This window comes from Bounagaea algeriensis, assembly GCF_054491375.1.
Window position 1 is genome coordinate 3,586,209 of record NZ_CM137102.1, and the last position, 18,144, is coordinate 3,604,352.

Genomic DNA, 18,144 nt, shown 5'->3' on the forward strand with positions numbered 1-18,144 from the left:
CGCTCGCACGCCGTCCGCGGCCTGCTGCCCGGGTGAGACCATGAGTGCGTGAGCGACGAGCACGACACCTCCGCCGAAGCCGCTGCGACCACCGGTGCCGAGGAGGACCGGGTCGGGGACGGGACCGGCTCCGAAGACGGGGCCGAACCCGAAGACGGACCCGGATCCGAAGGCGGGGCCGGCTCCGAGGGCAGGGCCGGCTCCGAGGGCAGGGCCGAACCCGAGGAGGGCGCCGGCACCGAGCAGGGGGCCGCGACGGACGCGGAAGCCGCACGGGGCCGGGAGCTCCCCGAATCCGTCACGATCCGGGTCAGCCGGGCCTCGCTGCTGGCACCGCTGGCCATCGCCGCGTGCGCAACACCCGTGGCCACCCTCGCCGGAGGTCCGGCGCCGCTGGTCTACCTCCTCCCCCTCGTGCTGGCGGTGTGGATCGTGCGCAGCGAAACCATCGTCGACACCGGCGGCCTGACCGTGCGCACCCCGCTGCGCACCCGGCGGATCGCGTGGGAGCGGCTGCGCTCGCTGCGGCTGCGCGAGAACGGCTGGGTCAGCGCCGTGCTCGACTCCGAGCAGCAGGTGCGGCTGTCGGGCGTGCGGATGCGGGACGTGCCGAAACTCGCGTTGATGAGCGGTGGGCGGCTGCCCAACCCCGAACGGCAGGAGTAGTGTTTCTGGCACCGCCGACGTTGTGCGCCCACAAGGCGCGAACCTCGCACACGCCGGTCGGTGGCCCCTGCCGGTCGAACGCGGACCTGCAATCCCTGGCTCCGCGTTCACCGTTCGCCGGATGTTGAACCCGGATGTTGAACACGGCGGCGCTGCGGCGGCCGGGCACCGGGCGGCCGACGACTAGCGCATTCGGAAAGGCTGGTGTGGCAATGCCCCAGTTGCGCTCACGCACCACGACGCACGGCCGGAACGCCGCCGGGGCCCGCGCGCTCTGGCGCGCCACCGGGATGGGCGATGACGACTTCGGCAAGCCGATCGTCGCGATCGCCAACTCGTACACCCAATTCGTGCCCGGCCACGTGCACCTCCGCGACCTGGGCGACGTCGTGGCCGAGTCCGTCCGCGAAGCCGGCGGCGTGCCGCGCGAATTCCACACCATCGCCGTCGACGACGGCATCGCGATGGGGCACAGCGGCATGCTGTACTCGCTGCCGTCGCGGGAGATCATCTCCGACTCCGTCGAGTACATGGTCAACGGGCACAAGGCCGACGCGCTGGTGTGCATCTCCAACTGCGACAAGATCACTCCGGGCATGTTCAACGCGGCGATGCGGCTGAACATACCGACGGTGTTCGTCTCCGGCGGGCCGATGGAGGCCGGCAAGGCCGTGGTGGTCGACGGGGTGGCGCAGGCGCCCACCGACCTGATCACCACGATCGCCGCCTCCGCCAGCGACCAGGTGGACGACGAGGGGCTGACCGAGGTCGAACGCTCGGCCTGCCCCACCTGCGGTTCCTGCTCGGGCATGTTCACCGCCAACTCGATGAACTGCCTGACCGAGGCGCTCGGGCTGGCGCTTCCGGGCAACGGTTCGACCCTGGCCACGCACTCCGCGCGCCGCGCGCTGTTCCAGCGGGCCGGCAGCACGGTGGTGGACCTGGCCAAGCAGTACTACGCCGAGGACGACGACTCCGTCCTGCCGCGGTCGATCGCGAACGCCCAGGCCTTCCGGAACGCGATGGCGCTGGACGTGGCGATGGGCGGCTCGACGAACACGGTGCTGCACACGCTCGCCGGCGCGCAGGAAGGCGAGATCGACTTCGCGCTCGAGGACATCGAGGACACCAGCCGGCGCGTGCCCTGCCTGTGCAAGGTGAGCCCGAACTCGAACTACCACATGGAGGACGTGCACCGCGCCGGCGGCATCTCCGCCATCCTCGGCGAGCTGGACCGCGCCGGCCTGCTGCACCGCGACGTGCGCTCGGTGCACAGTCCCGACCTCGACTCCTGGCTGGCGGCCTGGGACATCCGCGCGGCGGAGCCGTCCGAGCAGGCGCGGGAACTGTTCCACGCCGCTCCCGGCGGGCAGCGCACCACCGAGGCGTTCTCGCAGAGCAACCGGTGGTCCTCGCTGGACACCGATGGCGCGGAGGGCTGCATCCGCGACTACGAGCACGCCTACACCGTCGACGGCGGGCTGGCCGTGCTGCGCGGGAACATGGCCGAGGAAGGCGCGGTGGTGAAGACCGCGGGCGTGGACGAGTCGCTGTGGCGGTTCGAAGGGCCGGCCCGCGTGGTGGAGAGCCAGGAGCAGGCCGTGTCGGTCATCCTCAACCGCGAGGTGCAGCCGGGCGACGTGCTGGTGATCCGCTACGAAGGCCCGTCGGGCGGCCCCGGGATGCAGGAGATGCTGCACCCCACGGCGTTCCTCAAGGGAGCCGGCCTGGGCGAGAAGTGTGCGCTGGTCACCGACGGGCGCTTCTCCGGCGGCACGTCCGGGCTGTCGATCGGGCACATCTCGCCGGAGGCGGCCAGCGGCGGCACGGTCGGGCTGATCGAGGACGGCGACCGCGTGCTCATCGACGCCCACGAGCGCAGGTTGGAACTGCTCGTCGACGACGAGGTGCTCGCCGAGCGGCGCGCGAAGATGGAGGCCAGCGAGGCCCCGTGGCAGCCGGTCGACCGGGAGCGCCCCGTGACCCGGGCGCTGCAGGCCTACGCCCGGTTCGCCACCTCCGCCTCCTACGGCGCCGTGCGCGACGTCACGTAGTGACGCTCAGCGGCCGCGGCCGCCACATTGGACTCGTTCCAGTGTGCGCAATTTTCATGAAAATTGCGCACACTGGAAGAGTTCCAGAAAAGAAACCGCAGGTCGGCGGGGATTTTCGGTCACAAACCCTGATACAGCAGGACGAACACGGCAGCCGTGGCACCGGCGGCGACGAGCAGGCCGAGCACGCCGAAGAGCATCGGCCGGCGGAACCACGCCCGCCCCTTGTCGGCCGCCACCCGGCCTGGTCCGCTGAACAGCAGTGCCAGTGCCGCGACCGCGAGCACGGCCGGGAACTCCACTCCTTCCGGCGCGAAGAAGCCGGAGCCGCGGTTCGCGATGACGGCCGAGGCCATCACGCCGAGCACGCCGGCCGCCGCCAGCGGGGTGAACAGCCCCAACACGAGCAGCGCCCCCGCCGCGAGCTCGGTGGCCCCCGTGACCAGCGACAGCACCTCGGGTTCGGCGAAACCCATGCTGCGCAGCGCGTCTGCGAATCCCGCGCGGCCGGGACCGCCGAACGCGCCGAAGAGCTTCTGCGCGCCGTGCAGCGCGAACACCCCGCCGAGCCCGAGCCGCAGCACGAGCAGGCCGAGGTCGGCGCCGGCGGTCCACGGTGCCGGCCGGTCGGGCAGCTCCGCGTAGAAGTCCTCGTCCTGCTCGCGCAGGAGCGCCGGCGGGTCGGCTTCGGTGTACCCGTCGTCGTAGTAGTCGTGGCCGGCGGGGCCGCCGGGTTCCGCGATGGTGGCGGGCTGCGTTCCCGGGGCTGCGCCGCCCGGTACGGCCCGGGTGCGTGTCCCGGACGCACCGGGAGCCTGGTCGCTGAAGTCCGCGTCCTCGGGGCGATCGTCTGGCGTCCTCACGCGCGCAGAGGATAGGTGATCTCACTCGTACGTGCGACCCCTGCGGGGAATCCCACTCCCCCCGTCACCGCCGCGGCCGGCGCGTGCGGATTCGTCCGACAATTCGGACATCAGCACTGGCGAGATCGTCGATCGCATATCCTCAGCGCGGCAACCGCCCCGCGGGGCAGCGCGCGTCCCGCGGGGCAGCGCGCGGTCGTCCAGTTCCGGCTCGAGGAGGGAATGCACGGGTGAGTGAGAACCTGTTCGGCGTGGCGGGCACGGAGGAACAAGCCCGCCAGTGGCTCGCCAGTTACGAGCAGCACGGACGCGACCTCGTCGCGCAGGCGCAGCAGGTCGGCGACGAGCTGCAGCACGCCACCGAAACGGTCACCAGCAAGAACGGAGCCGTGACGGTCACCGTCGGCGCTTCGGGCACGTTGCTCGACGCGCAGTTCACCGACAAGGCGCGCAACCTCTCGCCGTCGGATCTTGCTGCGACGCTGATGGACACCGTGCGCACGGCGCAGGCGCAGGTCGCGCACCAGGTGGCCGACACCGTCGCCCCGCTGGCCGGCGACGGCGACACGATGGAGTTCATCCGCAGCCAGCTCCCGCCCCTGCAGGAGCAGGACGCGGAGACCGCCCGCCGCGGTGACGGCCCGGACGACGATTCGGACGGCGACCCGGACGACGACTTCAGCAACGAAACGTTCCTGCGGTGATCGCGATGAACGACTTCAAGGTACTTCCCGACGACCTCGACGCGCACGCGCGCTCGCTCGACGGGCTCGCCGACGCCATCAAAGGGCTCGTCAGCGGCGGAGCCTCCACACCCGGCCAGGACGCGTTCGGCTTCATCGGCCAGTTCTTCGCGACCGGTGCCCAGCAGCAGGCCGAGAACGCCAGCCGGGCCATCGGCGGCACCGGTGACGCGACCACGAACGTGGCCGACGCGGTGCGGGCGTGCGCCCGCGACTACGACGAAACCGACCGCGGCAACTCCGACCAGCTGGGGAGGCTCCAGCACTGATGGACTTCGTAGCCGACAACGTTACGAGCACCGATGGCGGAGGGATCGCCGACACCGCCCGAAAGCTGTTAACTGCTCCCGACCTCGGCGATGCAGCAGCACAAGGCGTCAGCGCCGGTCTAGAATTCCTCGGGACAGTCACAGATCCATTCGCCAGCTTAATGAGCGCCGGCATAGGTTGGGCCATCGAGCACTGCGAGCCCCTACGCACTCCGCTCGATGAGCTGGCCGGCGATCCTCGAGCTATCGATGAAGGCAGCCGCGCATGGTTCACGCGCTCAGAAGAGCTCAAAACAACCGCCGACGATATTCGGCAACGGGCGAACGCGGAGACCGCGGAATGGCAAGGTGACGCTGGCGACGCCTATCGCAAGGCGGCTACTGCGTTGGCAGAACACGTCGAAAGCATGAGCGAAGGCGCCAACGGTGTCGCCGGCGGAATCCGCAATGCTGGAGTACTCGTCGCCACAGTCCGCGCCTTGATCAGGGATCTGATTACTGACCTTATCGCGAAAGCTATTCAAACTCTCGCTGTCTCCATGGGACTGTCTTTCGTCACAGCCGGAGTCTCCCTCGGTGCGGGCATCAGCTGGCTCGCAGGAAAAGTTGGAATCACCGTCGGAAAGGTCGCACAGAAACTCTCTAATCTCGTTTCAAAACTTAGTGACATGCTCGGCAACATGGGGCGCCTCAGCGGCGCCCTCGCTGAGGTAGGTAATCGTGCTTCGCGCCTGGCTGCCACGGGTGCCGCCCACATGGACAATCTCGCAAGCCAGGTTGGCAGCAGCCAGATCATGCGTAACGCATTCAATGGCACTTCTAGTTCGAGCATAAATCAGGGAATCGACAAGGCAGCAGACTTCACCAGCCCGAGCAGCTTCGAGCGCGGCCGCATCGCGGGCACGCTCGAGTTCTCCCCAAATCCCACTGGCGACGCCATTAAAACCGCCAGCGAAGCTGGCAAGAACATAGCAGAAGTCGACGACAAGACAAACGAAGACAAAGAAATCGCACAGGAACGTGCGTCAAAGGAGCAGGGCGGCGATGACTAAGAGGCAACACCAACGTGGATCAGATATGGGCGTACGAGCAACGTTGGCATCCATTTTCCTCGTCCTCGCCCTCATTTCCTTCTCCTTGATCGCGGTTTCCATGGTCGCTTCAGGATCCCGCATCGCGCACTCGGAGGACGAAGTGACCAAGTCGGGGACTGCTGTCGCCACCGACTGCTGGGCAGACGGACCCCTCATCCTGAACCTCTGGGAGAGGTGCCGGCTCGATGTCACCTGGAACGATGGCACCAGCAGCACCGAAACGAGCATTTACGGCGACTTCAGCAGCGATGACGTTGGGCAGTCGCAGCCGGTGAACCACGTGTCCAAACTCCAGTCGCAACACGGCGGAAGATTCGTTTACACGACCAAGGACGAAGCCCATCCGTGGTCGTGGCTGGGAACCGCGCTGGTCTTCCCCTTCGGGGGATTCGGCTTGCTCTGCCTCATCGCGGTGATCTTCATCCTCAAACCCCCGAAACCGAACAAGAAGAAGCGAAAGGGCAAGCCCGGGAAGGCACAGGCGAAGCAACAGCAGTAGAACCAGCGTCCGCGTCTGTCCGTGACCGTCACCGAAGCACCGGGAGGATTCTTCGGCAGCGGCGAAGTCACCACTCCTGAGTAGCCGCGCTGCCCGAGCAACGGCACTCAGCCGCACCCGAGCAGCCGAACATACGGGCGAGCTCGCGTCCGGCCAGGGCGGGATCCACCGACGACCTCGGCGTCCACCGCGGCACCATCCGGCCGCGATGCACCTTCCACAGCCGGGGCAGCTCCACGAGGGCACCCGGCTCCGACACGGAACCGTTCCCTGCCCGGCACGGAACCACCCGTGCGGATCGGCCCCGCACATCCGGCCGGTGCCAGTATCCTCGACCGGTATGGCGGTTCCGTTCCGAACGCGACGCGCCCTGCTCGCCGCAGCGGCAGCGCTGGGCCTCGCCCTGGCGGGGTGTGCCCAGTTCCCGGACGAGCACCCGCGCGAGTGGAACGAGCAGCCCCAGCTCGACCCGCAGGTCGGGCCGGAGCCGTCCTACGAGGGCGAGGCCCCGCCGCTCACCGAGCAACCACCCCCGCCACGAGCCGGCGACGGCGGCCAACCGGCCGAGCCCGTCGGCTGCCACGATCCGGACCCGGCGGTGCAGGCCACGTGCCTCGAACCGGTCGGCGCGGTGACCACGCTGCCGGACGGCAACAGCGCCCTCGTCGCCGAACGCGCCACCGGCCGCGTGCTGCGCGTGCAACGCGGCAGCGAACCCGTCGAAATCGCCCGCATCCCCGTGGACACCTCCGGTGGCGGCGGCCTGACCGGCCTGACGCTGTCGCCGAGCTACGCCGAGGACGAACTCGTCTACGCCTACGCGAGCACCACCACCGACAACCGGGTACTGCGCATCGCCCCGGGCGAACCGCCCGAACCCGTGCTCACCGGCATTCCGAAGGGCCCCGAGCACAACGCGGGCACGATCGGCACCGACGGGATCGGCGCCCTGCTCGTCGCCACCGGCGACGCCGGCGACCCGGCCGGGGCCGCCGACCGCTCCTCGCTGGCGGGCAAGGTGCTGCGCATCGACGGGCTCGGCGCACCGCCGGAGGACAACCCGGATCCGCGTTCGGCCGTGGTGGCCTCCGGCCTGGCCGAACCCAGCGGGTTGTGCGGCACCGCCGATTCCGGCGGCCTGTGGGTCACCGACCGCGGCGGCCCGCAGGACGCGCTGCAGCAGGTGCGCTTCGGCCGCCCCCTGGGCGCACCCGAGTGGACGTGGCGGGACTCGCCGGGGGTGAGCGGCTGCGCCGCGGACGCCTCCACCGTCGTCGTGGCCCTGCAGGACGCCCGCGCGCTGTACACGCTGACCCCGGGCGGAAACGGCACGTTCACCGGCGAACCGACCCAGGTCATGGACGACACCTACGGCCGGTTCTCCGCGGCCACGCTGGGCAGCGACGGTCTCGTGTGGGCGGGCACGGCCAACCGCCACGAGGGCGAGCCGGTCTCCAGCGACGACCGGGTGCTACGGATCGAACCGCCGGACGGCGGCGCCGCCGGCAAGGACTGAACGAGCGCAGCGGGTCGCGGGATCGGAACCGAACCCGCGTTCCCACCCGCGCGGTGCCGTCGTCGTGCGTGGCGACGGCACCGCGCGGCGCATCACGCGCTACGACCGCACCGCGGTGCGGTCATCGCACGGACCGGGGCGCTGGGCTGCGCATCACGCGCACCGAGTTCATCGGCACGGGACATGGTTCAGCACCCGGAACAGAAACCGTTCGCACGAGTCATGCTTGGTTCGCGGACAACGTGCTAATCGCAGCTCCTGCGAACTGACGCGCGGTCTCGCAAGTCGGCGGGTCACCTTCCGAATTGGGCCCAGCCGCCACCTTCACTGACTGATTCTCCGCGGCGTCCACGTAGAGCGTGCACATGTCGTGCGGCCCGCTTGGGACATCGGCAACTTGAACCTGAACCGTTCGGTATCCTTGAATCCGAGGAACATCGGTTGCCGTGAACGACTCCATGGAACCATTCGTCCATCGCTCGATTCCCTGGTTCGTCACGGCCGCAACCGAAACGGTTGCAGATTGCGGTGAGTACTCACAGGTCGTCCCTTCCTTATTCGCTCCTTCCACAACATCGATCGATAGCGGTTCCGCGTTCACGCCCAGTTCCGCGAAGTCGGAACGAGAAACGAGATTGCATGCATCCACGTCATCCAAGGACAATTCCCGCGGCCGATCCGAGGAACCACACGCCGTCGCCAACCCCGTCAGCACCAACACCGCGGCGACCAACCACGCCCCACGACCACTCATCCGTAATACCGCACCTTCAGCTCGGCGACATGCGCTTGATAGCGCTCGATCAACAACGGGGCCACCTCGGCAACGCCGAACTCCTTGCCCGTGTTCGCCATGGTGTCTCCCCCAATCTGTTGATCATCGGCATGCTACGACACAGGACCCGCGTCGTGGCCGAAAACGCACGAAGAAGGCCGGAGGCCCGCGCGGGTCTCCGGCCTTCTCGTCGATACAGCGCTGTGCGTTTGCTGCGGGGAGTTCGCCACTGGATGTTCGCCACTGGGCGATTGCTCCAGGGCATTTGCCACTGGGCGCTTGCTACAAGCCCTTGCTCCCGCCCCCTTGCTACAAGCCCCTCGCTCCGCCCCCTTGCTACCGGCGAACCTGCACGGTCAGCTCACTGCTGGTCGCAAGCCGCGAGCACGAGTTCGCGCACCCGCTTGGCGTCGGCCTGGCCCTGCGTGGCCTTCATGACCGCGCCGACGATCGCACCGGCGGCCTGCACCTTGCCGCCGCGGATCTTCTCGGCCACGTCCGGCTGGGCGGCCAGGGCCTCGTCGACGGCGCTCTGCAGCTCCGACTCGTCCGAGACGACCTCGAGGCCGCGGGCCTTGACGACCTCGTCCGGCTCGCCCTCGCCGGCGAGCACGCCGTCGACGACCTGCCGGGCGAGCTTGTTCGTCAGCGTGCCCTCGTTCTCCAGCTCGATCACCCGCGCCACCTGCGCCGGGGTGATCGGCAGGTCCCGCAGTTCCACGCCGCGCTCGTTGGCCTGCTGCGTCAGGTAGGCCACCCACCAGGAGCGGGCCTGGTCGGGTGAGGCGCCCGCGTCGACCGTTTCGGCGATGACGTCGAGCGCCCCGGCGTTGACCAGGTCGCGCAGCTGCTCGTCGGAGAGCTGCCACTGCTCCTGCACGCGCCTGCGCCGCTGCCACGGCAGCTCGGGCAGGGTCTGCTGCAACTGTTCGACCCACTCGCGCGAGGGGGCGATCGGCACCAGGTCGGGCTCCGGGAAGTACCGGTAGTCCTCGGAGGTCTCCTTGGGCCGGCCGGCGGACGTGCTGCCGGTGGCCTCGTCGAAGTGCCGCGTCTCCTGCACGATCCGCACGCCCTCGGTGATCGCGGCGGCCTGGCGCTGCATCTCGTAGCGGACGGCTCGTTCGATGCTGCGCAACGAGTTCACGTTCTTCGTCTCGGTGCGCGTGCCGAACTCGCCGGTGTCCTTCGGGCTCAGCGACACGTTGGCGTCGCAGCGCAGCGAACCCTGGTCCATGCGCACGTCGGACACGCCGAGGGCGCGCAGCAGGTCGCGCAGCGCGGTCACGTACTGGCGGGCGACCTCCGGTGCCCGCTCGCCCGCACCGGTGATCGGCTTGGTGACGATCTCGATGAGCGGCACGCCGGCGCGGTTGTAGTCCAGCAGCGAGTAGTCCGCCCCGTGGATGCGGCCGTCGGCCCCGCCCATGTGCACGGACTTGCCGGTGTCCTCCTCCATGTGGGCGCGTTCGATGCCCACGCGGAAGGTCTCGCCGTCGTCGAGCACCACGTCCAGGTGGCCGTCGTGCACGATCGGCTCGTCGTACTGCGAGGTCTGGAAGTTCTTCGGCATGTCCGGGTAGAAGTAGTTCTTCCGGGCGAACCGGCACCAGTCGGCCACCTCGCAGTTGAGCGCCAGGCCGATGCGGACGGCCGATTCCACCGCCTTGCCGTTCACCACCGGCAGCGCCCCCGGCATGCCGAGGCACACCGGGCAGACCTGCGTGTTCGGCTCGGCACCGAACGCGTTGGCGCAGGAGCAGAACATCTTCGTCGCCGTGGACAGCTCCACGTGCACCTCGAGGCCCAGCACCGGGTCGAACCGGGCGAGGACCCCGTCGAAGTCCATGATCTCGGTGGCCGTGGTCACGAGTCCTCCCTCTTGCGCAGCTCCCGCAGGGCCAACGCCGTGCCCGTGATCAGGCCGAGCCCGGTGATGACCGCGTCGGCGAACACGAGCTTGTCCTTGTCGGCCTTGGCCTCCCGCAGCCGCCGCTGCAGGGTGACCACGCCGCCGACGGTCGAGGCGAGCTGGATCGCGGCTTTCACTTTGGGGTTCATCAGGCGACCTCCAGGCGGGGGATTCGGTCGGTGAAGGAGCCGCCCAGCGCGGCGTCGCGGGCGGCCTCGTACGCCGCGCCGACTCGGTAGAGCCGGTCGTCGGCCATCGCCGGCGCCATGATCTGCAGTCCCACCGGGAGGCCGTCCTCCTCGGAGACGCCGGAGGGGACGCTCATCGCGGGAGTGCCGGCCAGGTTGACGGGCAGCGTGCACACGTCGGCGAGGTACATCGCCATCGGGTCGTCGACGCGTTCGCCGATCGGGAAGGCCGTGGTCGGCGTGGTCGGCGAGACCAGCACGTCCACCGAACCGAAGGCCGCCTCGAAGTCGCGGCTGATCAGCGTGCGCACCTTCTGGGCCTGGCCGTAGTAGGCGTCGTAGTAGCCCGCCGACAGCGCGTAGGTGCCGAGCATGATGCGGCGCTTGACCTCGTCGCCGAACCCGGCCTCGCGGGTGGCGGACATGACCTGCTCGGCGCTGTGCTGGCCGTCGTCGTCGACGCGCAGCCCGTAGCGCATCGCGTCGAACCGGGCGAGGTTGGAGGAGCACTCGCTCGGCGCGATGAGGTAGTAGGCCGCCAGGGCGTACTCGAAGTGCGGGCAGGAGACCTCGACGACTTCGGCGCCCAGCGCGGTCAGCTGGTCCACGGCCGTCCGGAACGAGCGCAGCACGCCGTCCTGGTAGCCCTCGCCGGACAGTTCGCGCACCACGCCGACCCGCACGCCGCTGAGGTCGGCCGCGGCGCCCTCGCGCGCGGCCCGCACCACCGGCGGCACCGGCCGGTCGATCGAGGTGGCGTCGGCCCGGTCGTGCCCGGCGATCGTCTCGTGCAGCAGCGCCGCGTCGGTCACCGTGCGCGCGCAGGGACCCACCTGATCCAACGAGGACGAGAAGGCGACGAGGCCGTAGCGGGAGACCCCGCCGTAGGTGGGTTTGACGCCGACCGTGCCGGTCACCGCACCTGGCTGGCGGATCGAGCCGCCCGTGTCGGTGCCGATCGCCAGCGGCGCCTCGAACGCGGCCAGCGCCGCCGCGGAACCGCCCCCGGAACCGCCGGGGATGCGGTTAAGGTCCCACGGGTTGCGGGTGGGGCCAAAGGCCGAGTTCTCCGTGGACGAGCCCATGGCGAACTCGTCCATGTTCGTCTTGCCCAGCACCACCACGCCGGATTCGCGCAGTTTGCTGGTCACCGCGGCGTCGTAGGGCGGGGTCCAGCCCTCGAGCATCTTCGAACCGCAGGTGGTGGGCATGTCGCTGGTGGTGAGCACGTCCTTGAGGGCCAGCGGAACCCCGGCCAGCGGCGGCAGCTGCTCACCGGCGGCGCGGCGCTCGTCCACCTGCCGCGCAGCGGCCAGCGCCCCCTCGGCGTCGATGTGCAGGAACGCGTGCACGCCGGTGTCGACGGCGGTGACGCGGTCCAGGTGCGCCTGGGTGACCTCGACCGCCGAGACCTCGCCGTTGCCGAGCTTGTCCGCGAGTTCGGACGCGGTGAGCCCGGTCAACTCACCGCCGGATGCGGTCGACGTCATCAAGCCTCCTCGTTGAGGATCCGCGGAACGCGGAACCGGTCCTGTTCTGCGGCCGGCGCACCGGACAGCGCTTGCTGCTGGGTCAGGCCGGGCCGCACCTCGTCCGGGCGGAACACGTTGGTCGTGGGCACCGCGTGCGACGTGGGCGGGATGTCGTCCGCGGCCACCTCGCCGATCCTGGCCACCGATTCCAGGATCACGTCGAGCTGGCCGGCGAACGTGTCGAGCTCTTCGGAGCTCACGGCCAGCCTGGCGAGGCCGGCGAGATGCTCGACCTCGTCGCGGGAGATCTTGGACACTGTGCGGGCTCCTCGGTCCGATCGCAGTCCGGTTGTGCACGCCCGGGCGGGCCCGGCACAGCGCGGAAGAGGCGGAACCGATTCGTTCCGAAACGTTCCGCGGCCATCCGCGCGGCCGAGCCACCCCGATCCGGTCGTCCCGGTCGTCGACACCGCTCCGCTTCCGGCGCAGGCCGACGGCACGCGGCGAAACCGTTCGACACTCCCAGTCTATGGCGCTACCGGCCCGCGGCCCGCGGGGGGCGCCGCCGCGCACCCGGCCGCAACGGGCCGATCGGGCAGGCCCCGCGGGGGCGGGGAGGCGACCGGTTCGCCGGGTTCGTCCCGGCGGCCGGCAGGACGGGCGCAAGCGGCGATCGTTCCACTGCACGGACGCCAGGCTGACCACGACACGCCGCGATCTGCCACAATTTCGGCGCCGGTTGTTCGCACGGGGCCCCGACCCCGTGCCTGCGAAGACGCGCGGACGGCGAGGTGCCGCGCACGAAGCTGGAGGCTTGAGTCCGGTGTCCTTCCTGCTCCGGGTTCAGATACCGGATCGACCGGGCACGCTCGGATCGGTGGCGACGGCACTCGGCGAGATCGGGGCCGACATCCTCGGCGTCAACGTCGTGGAACGCGGCAACGGTGTCGCGATCGACGACATGGTCGTGGAGATGGAGGCCGGACGCCTGCCCGACGTGCTCATCACCGCGGCGGAATCCATCGACGGCGTCGAGGTCGACGCCGTCCGCCCCTACGCGGGCGTGCTGGACACGCACCGCGAACTCGAACTCGTCGAGGAGGTCGCCGCCGAACCGGCGCGCGGCCTGGAGATCTTCGCCGAGGGCGTGCCGAAGATCATCCGTTCCGGTTGGGCCCTCGTGTTCGGCCACCACTCCGGCGGTGCCGAACAGCTGTCCGCGAGCACCTCCGCTCCGCAGGAGGGCTACCTCGAACTGCCGTGGATGCCGCTGCCGCGCGCCACGAGCCTCGACGGCGACGACGACTGGGTGCCCGAGACGTGGCAGGAGCTCGGCACGGAACTCGCCGCCACGCCGATCGGCAAACCCGACCGGGTGCTGCTGGCGGGCCGCCCGGGCGGGCCGATGTTCCGCGCCTCCGAGATCGCCCGGTTGGCTCACCTGGCCGGGATCGTCGGCGTCGTGCTCGACGGTTGAGAAGAGAGTCCGCCGCCGAAGCTACAGCGCGTGGCTGGCGGCGGCGTCGGGTCCGTCGGAGAGCAGCACGCGGAACCCGTCCTCGTCGAGCACGGGCACGCCCAGCTGCACCGCCCTGTCGTGCTTCGAACCGGGGGAATCGCCCACGACGACGAACGCGGTCTTCTTCGACACCGATCCCGCGGCACGCCCGCCGCGCGCCATGATGGCCTCCTTGGCCTCGTCGCGCGAGTACGTCGGCAGCGTTCCGGTGACCACAATGGACAGCCCTTCGAGGTTGCGCGGAATCGACTCGTCGCGCTCGTCGGCCGTTCGCACGCCCGCTTCGCGCCACTTCCGCACCACTTCCCGGTGCCACGGCTCGGTGAACCACTCGCGCACCGATTCGGCGATCGTCGGGCCGACCCCGTCGGTCGCGGCCAGTCGCTCCTCGGAAGCCTCCTCGATCGCGTCCAGCGAACCGAACTCCCGCGCCAGCGCCTGCGCGGCGGTCGGCCCCACGTGCCGGATGGACAGAGCCACCAGTACCCGCCACAGCGGCTTCTCCTTCGCCGCCTGGAGGTTCTGCAACAACTTGGTCCCGTTGGCCGACAGGGAACCGTCCTTGGTGCGGAACAGCGGCACCGCCAGCAGCGCGTCCTCGTCGAGATCGAACACGTCCCCCTCGTCGGTGAGCACACCAGCCTGCAGCAGCGCCACGGCGGCCTCGTAGCCCATCACTTCGACGTCGAAGGCGCCGCGCCCGGCGAGGTGGAACAGTCGTTCGCGCAGTTGTGCGGGGCAGGAGCGCGTGTTGGGACACCGGATGTCCACGTCGCTCTCCTTCTCGCGGTGCAGCTGCGTGCCGCACTCCGGGCAGTGCGCGGGCATCGCGAACTCGCGCTCCTCGCCCGTGCGCACGTCCACCACCGGTCCGAGCACTTCCGGGATGACGTCGCCGGCCTTGCGGATCACCACGCGATCGCCGATGAGCACTGCCTTGCGGCGCACTTCGTCGGAGTTGTGCAGCGTCGCCAGCGCCACGGTGGAACCGGCGACCTTGACCGGCTCCATCACGGCGAACGGCGTGACGCGGCCGGTGCGGCCCACGTTCACCTGGATGTCGCGCAGCGTCGTCGTCGCCTGCTCCGGCGGGTACTTGTACGCGACGGACCAGCGCGGGGTGCGCGAGGTCGTGCCCAACCGCCGCTGCAGCGGCACTTCGTCCACCTTGACCACGACACCGTCGATCTCGTGCTCCGCGTCGTGCCGGTGCTCCCCCCAGTACCGCACGTGCTCGACGATTTCGTCCACGGTGGACAGCACGACGGTGTGCTCGGAAACCGGCAGTCCCCAGGCGCGCAGCGCCTCGTAGGAGTGGGACTGCCGCTCCGGCTCGAAACCCTCCCGGCGGCCGAGGCCGTGGCAGATCAGGTGCAGCGGGCGGTTGCGCGTCACCCGCGGGTCCTTCTGCCGCAGCGATCCGGCGGCGGCGTTGCGGGGGTTCGCGAACGGCGCCTTGCCCTCCTGCACCAGGGATTCGTTGAGCACGTCGAACTCGTCGGTGCGGAAGAACACCTCGCCGCGCACTTCCACCACGTCCGGCACCGGGTAGTCCTCGCCGGCGGTCAGCTGCTGCGGAACGTCGCCCACGGTGCGCACGTTCAGCGTCACGTCCTCGCCGGTGCGGCCGTCACCGCGGGTCAGCGCGCGTTCCAGCTTGCCGCCGCGGTAGAGCAGGTTGATCGCCAAGCCGTCGATCTTGAGCTCGCACAGGTAGTGCGCGCCACCGCCGATCTCGCGTTCCACGCGGTCCGCCCAGGAGCGCAGCTCGTCCACGTTGAACGCGTTGTCCAGGCTGAGCATCCGCTCGAGGTGGTCGGCAGCGGTGAACTCGGTGGAGAAGGTGCCGCCGACCACGCGCGTCGGCGAGTCGGCCGCCGCCAGGCCCGGGTGCTCCCGCTCCGCGCGCTGCAGCCGGGTGAACAGCTCGTCGAACTCACCGTCGGTGATGATCGGCGAATCCAGCACGTAGTAGCGGAACTGGTGCGCGCGGACCGCCTCGGCCAACTCGGCGTGCTGCTCGCGCACGTCGGCGGGCACGTCCTCCACGCCTTCGGCGCTGCGCCCCGCCGCGGCGTCACGCGGGACGTCCTCCTCGGCGCCGCGCTCCGCTGCGTCGGCTGCTTGCTCGGTCACGCGTACTGCTCCCCGGATCACACGGTTCCGCCTGGTCACCTCGAGAGTAGCGAGCGCGTCCGACACCGTCAGGAGGCGGCCACCGCTCCGCCCTGCCCGGGATCGGTCCCGGTGCGCTCCAGTTCTTCGGCAAGTTCACGCAATCGTGCGAGATCGACCGTGGACTCCGGCGGGAACTCGGCCGTCTCGATGCGGCCGAGCCGGTCGGCGGCGCGACGTTCCCCGAGCGCGGCGTCGAGCGCCATCAGCGCCAGCGCCGTGCGCGAACGGTCCTCGAGACCGGCGAACCCCGGGTGGTGCACGGCGACGTCGACCACACCGGCCGCGCCGTCGACCTGGGCCACGACCCGCACGTCCGCCAGCGTGTACGGGGTCTCGCCCAGGCGCACCGTCACCTCCATCGGATCGGGCACCGGCGGGATCGCGTCGTGGTACTCCCACGCCTGGTCCTCCTGCGGAGCTGCCCGCATCCACGCGTCGGTGTAGGGGCGCAGCTGCGGATCCGCCTCACCGCTGACGACCAGCGCGTAGGTGGCGCGCAGACCGCGCTCGAACGAGAAGCCCAGGTCCGGGTGCAACCGCCGCACCAGATCGGACACCAGCGGCTCGACGTGCTGCGGGCGGCCGTCCGCCAGCGCCGAGGTGATCTCGGGCAGCAGCTCGTCCCAGCGCTGCCAGAACGCCGCCGCACGTGCGTCCGGGTCTGCTCGCTCGGCTCCGCTCGCGGCGCCGCGGCGGCGGAAGAAGTTCAGCATGGGACCCATTGTGCCGCTCCGGCCGCCGCAGCGGGGCCGGTTCGGCCCAACCGCACTGCACGGCTGCTGCATCGCGGCCGTCGTGCCCGCCGCCGGCTGCGCGCGCGCCGGCTGCGAGCGGCGGCCGCACGACCAGCGGCGAGCACGACGGCAGCGGAGGCGGGCCACCCCGGCCGGCTGCCCTGCTCAGCCGACACCGGCGCTGCGCAGCGCGCGCAGCCACCAGTTCGGCCGTCCCCGGTCCCGGTCGGCAGCGGCCAGCGACCTCCGCGTCAGCTGCGTCCCCGCCCACCGCAGCGGTTCCGGCGGCAACCGGCGCGGATGCGTGCGCACCAGGCCCAGGTCGGTGTTCTCACCGCGCCGCCCGTCCAGCAGGTCGAGCACCGCGCCGGCGGCGAACCGGCTGGCGCCCACGCCCAGGCCGCTGTAACCGAGGGCGTAGCCGACGCGGCCGCGGCGCGCCGTACCGACGAACGGGCACAGCCTGGCGCACATGTCGATCGCACCGCCCCAGGCGTGCGTGAAACGCACCCCCTCCAGCTGCGGGAACGTGGCGAAGAAGTGCTCGGCGAGCGTGGCGAAGGTCTCCGGCCGCTGGTCCAGCTCATCGCGCACAGCTCCGCCGAAGTGGTACACGGCGTCGTAGCCGCCCCACAGGATCCGGTTGTCGGCGGTGAGCCGGTAGTAGTGGAACTGGTTGCCCGAATCGCTGACGCCCTGGCGGCGGTCCCAGCCGATGTCGGCCAGCTGCCGACCGGTGAGCGGTTCCGTGGCCAGCACGTGGTCGTACATCGGCAGCACGTAGCGGCGCAGCCCGGCGAGCAACGGCCGGAACGCGTTCGTGGCCAGCAGCACGTGCCGCGCGTGCACCGCTGCGTACGGGGTGCTGGCGGTCACGCCGGCGCGCTCGTCCTGCAGCGCGTGCACCGGGGTGCGTTCGTGCAGCCGCACCCCCGCGCGCAGGCAGGCCGCACGCAGGCCCCGCGCCAGCCGCGCCGGGTCCACCAGCGCGACCGAGTCCCGCATCCACAGCGCGCCGCGGTAGGTCGACGAGTTCACCTCGCCGCGCGTCTGCTCGGCGTCGAGCAGCCGGGCGTCGTGGCCGTGCTCGGCGGCCAGCCGCGCCGCCGAGCGCAGCTGGGGCAACTGCCAGTCGGCCACGGCGACCTCGAGCTCCCCGGTGCGCTCGAAGTCGCAGTCGATGCCGTGGGCGTGCACGGCCTTCTCGATCTCGTCGAGGTTGCGCAGCCCGAGCCGCTCCAGCCGCCCCACCTCCCGCGGGAACCGGCGCAGCCCGTTGTGCAGACCGTGGGTGAGGCTGGCGGCGCAGAACCCGCCGTTGCGCCCGGACGCGGCCCAGCCGCATTCGCGGGACTCGACGAGCACCACGTCCCGGGCGGGGTCGCGTTCCTTCGCGCGCAACGCGGCCCACAGCCCGGTGTAGCCGCCGCCGATGACGAGCAGGTCGGTCGAAGTGGTTCGGGTCAGGGCCGAGGCCGGCTCGGGACGGTCCGGACCGTCCAGCCACAGGGGTCGGGGTTGCACGTCGGCCAGCGCGGCCACGTGCCGGTGCGGGTGGGAGCTACGTCGTCGACTCAGGTCGGAACGCATGACGGACACCGTGCTTCGTCTTCGCTTGAACTGGTGCGGTCGCTTGAACTGGTGCGGATGCGCACGGCTCCG

Annotated in this window: 17 protein-coding genes; 8 read left to right on the top strand and 9 right to left on the bottom strand. The window is 70.5% G+C overall.

The window, feature by feature from the left end; all coding sequences use genetic code 11:
• The first annotated feature begins 48 nt into the window (after positions 1 to 48).
• Both ACVGV2_RS16335 and ilvD read left to right on the top strand, forming a co-directional pair.
• On the top strand, positions 49 to 666 hold the full coding sequence (locus ACVGV2_RS16335) for a PH domain-containing protein (protein ID WP_459163228.1): 618 nt from the start codon (positions 49 to 51) through the stop codon (positions 664 to 666).
• Positions 667 to 878: 212 nt separating this feature from the next.
• Positions 879 to 2,720, top strand: a complete 1,842-nt coding sequence (gene ilvD, locus ACVGV2_RS16340) for a dihydroxy-acid dehydratase (RefSeq protein ID WP_459163229.1) — start codon at positions 879 to 881, stop codon at positions 2,718 to 2,720.
• Between the two features lie 119 nt (positions 2,721 to 2,839).
• Here the strand turns inward: ilvD and ACVGV2_RS16345 are convergent, their stop codons facing one another.
• Positions 2,840 to 3,583: a DoxX family protein gene (locus ACVGV2_RS16345; RefSeq protein ID WP_459163230.1), complete on the bottom strand. Its 744-nt coding sequence runs from the start codon at positions 3,581 to 3,583 to the stop codon at positions 2,840 to 2,842.
• Between the two features lie 230 nt (positions 3,584 to 3,813).
• Between ACVGV2_RS16345 and ACVGV2_RS16350 the strand changes: the two genes are divergently transcribed.
• From ACVGV2_RS16350 to ACVGV2_RS16370, 5 genes are all read left to right on the top strand, one after another.
• Complete coding sequence (locus tag ACVGV2_RS16350; protein ID WP_459163231.1) at positions 3,814 to 4,287, top strand: YbaB/EbfC family nucleoid-associated protein; 474 nt, start codon at positions 3,814 to 3,816, stop codon at positions 4,285 to 4,287.
• A 5-nt stretch (positions 4,288 to 4,292) separates the two neighbouring features.
• Complete coding sequence (locus ACVGV2_RS16355; protein WP_459163232.1) at positions 4,293 to 4,595, top strand: type VII secretion target; 303 nt, start codon at positions 4,293 to 4,295, stop codon at positions 4,593 to 4,595.
• A complete protein-coding gene (locus ACVGV2_RS16360) occupies positions 4,595 to 5,647 on the top strand; it encodes a WXG100 family type VII secretion target (protein ID WP_459163233.1) in 1,053 nt (350 codons plus the stop codon). Before ACVGV2_RS16355 ends, ACVGV2_RS16360 begins: the two co-directional genes overlap by 1 nt.
• 43 nt (positions 5,648 to 5,690) lie before the next feature.
• Complete coding sequence (locus tag ACVGV2_RS16365; protein ID WP_459163234.1) at positions 5,691 to 6,188, top strand: DUF6346 domain-containing protein; 498 nt, start codon at positions 5,691 to 5,693, stop codon at positions 6,186 to 6,188.
• Positions 6,189 to 6,528: 340 nt separating this feature from the next.
• Entirely contained in the window at positions 6,529 to 7,704 is a 1,176-nt protein-coding gene (locus ACVGV2_RS16370) for a PQQ-dependent sugar dehydrogenase (protein ID WP_459163235.1), read from the top strand.
• Between the two features lie 220 nt (positions 7,705 to 7,924).
• Here ACVGV2_RS16370 and ACVGV2_RS16375 read toward each other — a convergent pair whose 3' ends face one another.
• The 5 genes from ACVGV2_RS16375 to gatC form a co-directional block, all read right to left on the bottom strand.
• Positions 7,925 to 8,458 carry a DUF3558 family protein gene (locus ACVGV2_RS16375; protein ID WP_459163236.1) on the bottom strand — a complete coding sequence of 178 codons (534 nt, stop codon included), beginning with the start codon at positions 8,456 to 8,458 and terminating at the stop codon, positions 7,925 to 7,927.
• 382 nt (positions 8,459 to 8,840) lie between these two features.
• Positions 8,841 to 10,349, bottom strand: coding sequence for an Asp-tRNA(Asn)/Glu-tRNA(Gln) amidotransferase subunit GatB (gatB, locus tag ACVGV2_RS16380; protein ID WP_459163237.1), 1,509 nt, complete (start codon positions 10,347 to 10,349; stop codon positions 8,841 to 8,843).
• Positions 10,346 to 10,540 (bottom strand): hypothetical protein, encoded by a 195-nt coding sequence (locus tag ACVGV2_RS16385; RefSeq protein WP_459163238.1) that lies wholly within the window; start codon positions 10,538 to 10,540, stop codon positions 10,346 to 10,348. Before ACVGV2_RS16385 ends, gatB begins: the two co-directional genes overlap by 4 nt.
• Positions 10,540 to 12,069, bottom strand: a complete 1,530-nt coding sequence (gene gatA / locus ACVGV2_RS16390) for an Asp-tRNA(Asn)/Glu-tRNA(Gln) amidotransferase subunit GatA (RefSeq protein ID WP_459163239.1) — start codon at positions 12,067 to 12,069, stop codon at positions 10,540 to 10,542. The genes ACVGV2_RS16385 and gatA overlap by 1 nt, the downstream gene beginning before the upstream one ends.
• Positions 12,069 to 12,368: an Asp-tRNA(Asn)/Glu-tRNA(Gln) amidotransferase subunit GatC gene (gene gatC / locus ACVGV2_RS16395; RefSeq protein ID WP_459163240.1), complete on the bottom strand. Its 300-nt coding sequence runs from the start codon at positions 12,366 to 12,368 to the stop codon at positions 12,069 to 12,071. The genes gatA and gatC overlap by 1 nt, the downstream gene beginning before the upstream one ends.
• Before the next feature lie 506 nt (positions 12,369 to 12,874).
• On the opposite strand from gatC, the gene ACVGV2_RS16400 reads away from it, so the two are divergent.
• Positions 12,875 to 13,528 carry an ACT domain-containing protein gene (locus ACVGV2_RS16400; RefSeq protein ID WP_459166024.1) on the top strand — a complete coding sequence of 218 codons (654 nt, stop codon included), beginning with the start codon at positions 12,875 to 12,877 and terminating at the stop codon, positions 13,526 to 13,528.
• Positions 13,529 to 13,549: 21 nt separating this feature from the next.
• On the opposite strand, the gene ligA is transcribed toward ACVGV2_RS16400, so the two are convergent.
• The 3 genes from ligA to ACVGV2_RS16415 form a co-directional block, all read right to left on the bottom strand.
• A complete protein-coding gene (gene ligA, locus ACVGV2_RS16405; protein WP_459163241.1) occupies positions 13,550 to 15,706 on the bottom strand; it encodes an NAD-dependent DNA ligase LigA in 2,157 nt (718 codons plus the stop codon).
• Between the two features lie 68 nt (positions 15,707 to 15,774).
• On the bottom strand, positions 15,775 to 16,461 hold the full coding sequence (locus ACVGV2_RS16410) for a hypothetical protein (protein ID WP_459163242.1): 687 nt from the start codon (positions 16,459 to 16,461) through the stop codon (positions 15,775 to 15,777).
• 186 nt (positions 16,462 to 16,647) lie between these two features.
• A complete protein-coding gene (locus tag ACVGV2_RS16415; protein ID WP_459163243.1) occupies positions 16,648 to 18,072 on the bottom strand; it encodes an NAD(P)/FAD-dependent oxidoreductase in 1,425 nt (474 codons plus the stop codon).
• Between the last annotated feature and the right edge of the window lie 72 nt (positions 18,073 to 18,144).

Coding starts and splice junctions, on each gene's coding strand:
- ACVGV2_RS16370 (WP_459163235.1), top strand. CDS start 6,529: ATGGCGGTTCCGTTCCGAACGCGACGCGCCCTGCTCGCCGCAGCGGCA.
- ACVGV2_RS16415 (WP_459163243.1), bottom strand. CDS start 18,072: ATGCGTTCCGACCTGAGTCGACGACGTAGCTCCCACCCGCACCGGCAC.
- ACVGV2_RS16375 (WP_459163236.1), bottom strand. CDS start 8,458: ATGAGTGGTCGTGGGGCGTGGTTGGTCGCCGCGGTGTTGGTGCTGACG.
- ACVGV2_RS16385 (WP_459163238.1), bottom strand. CDS start 10,540: ATGAACCCCAAAGTGAAAGCCGCGATCCAGCTCGCCTCGACCGTCGGC.
- ACVGV2_RS16355 (WP_459163232.1), top strand. CDS start 4,293: ATGAACGACTTCAAGGTACTTCCCGACGACCTCGACGCGCACGCGCGC.
- gatA (WP_459163239.1), bottom strand. CDS start 12,069: ATGACGTCGACCGCATCCGGCGGTGAGTTGACCGGGCTCACCGCGTCC.
- ilvD (WP_459163229.1), top strand. CDS start 879: ATGCCCCAGTTGCGCTCACGCACCACGACGCACGGCCGGAACGCCGCC.
- ACVGV2_RS16410 (WP_459163242.1), bottom strand. CDS start 16,461: ATGCTGAACTTCTTCCGCCGCCGCGGCGCCGCGAGCGGAGCCGAGCGA.
- ACVGV2_RS16360 (WP_459163233.1), top strand. CDS start 4,595: ATGGACTTCGTAGCCGACAACGTTACGAGCACCGATGGCGGAGGGATC.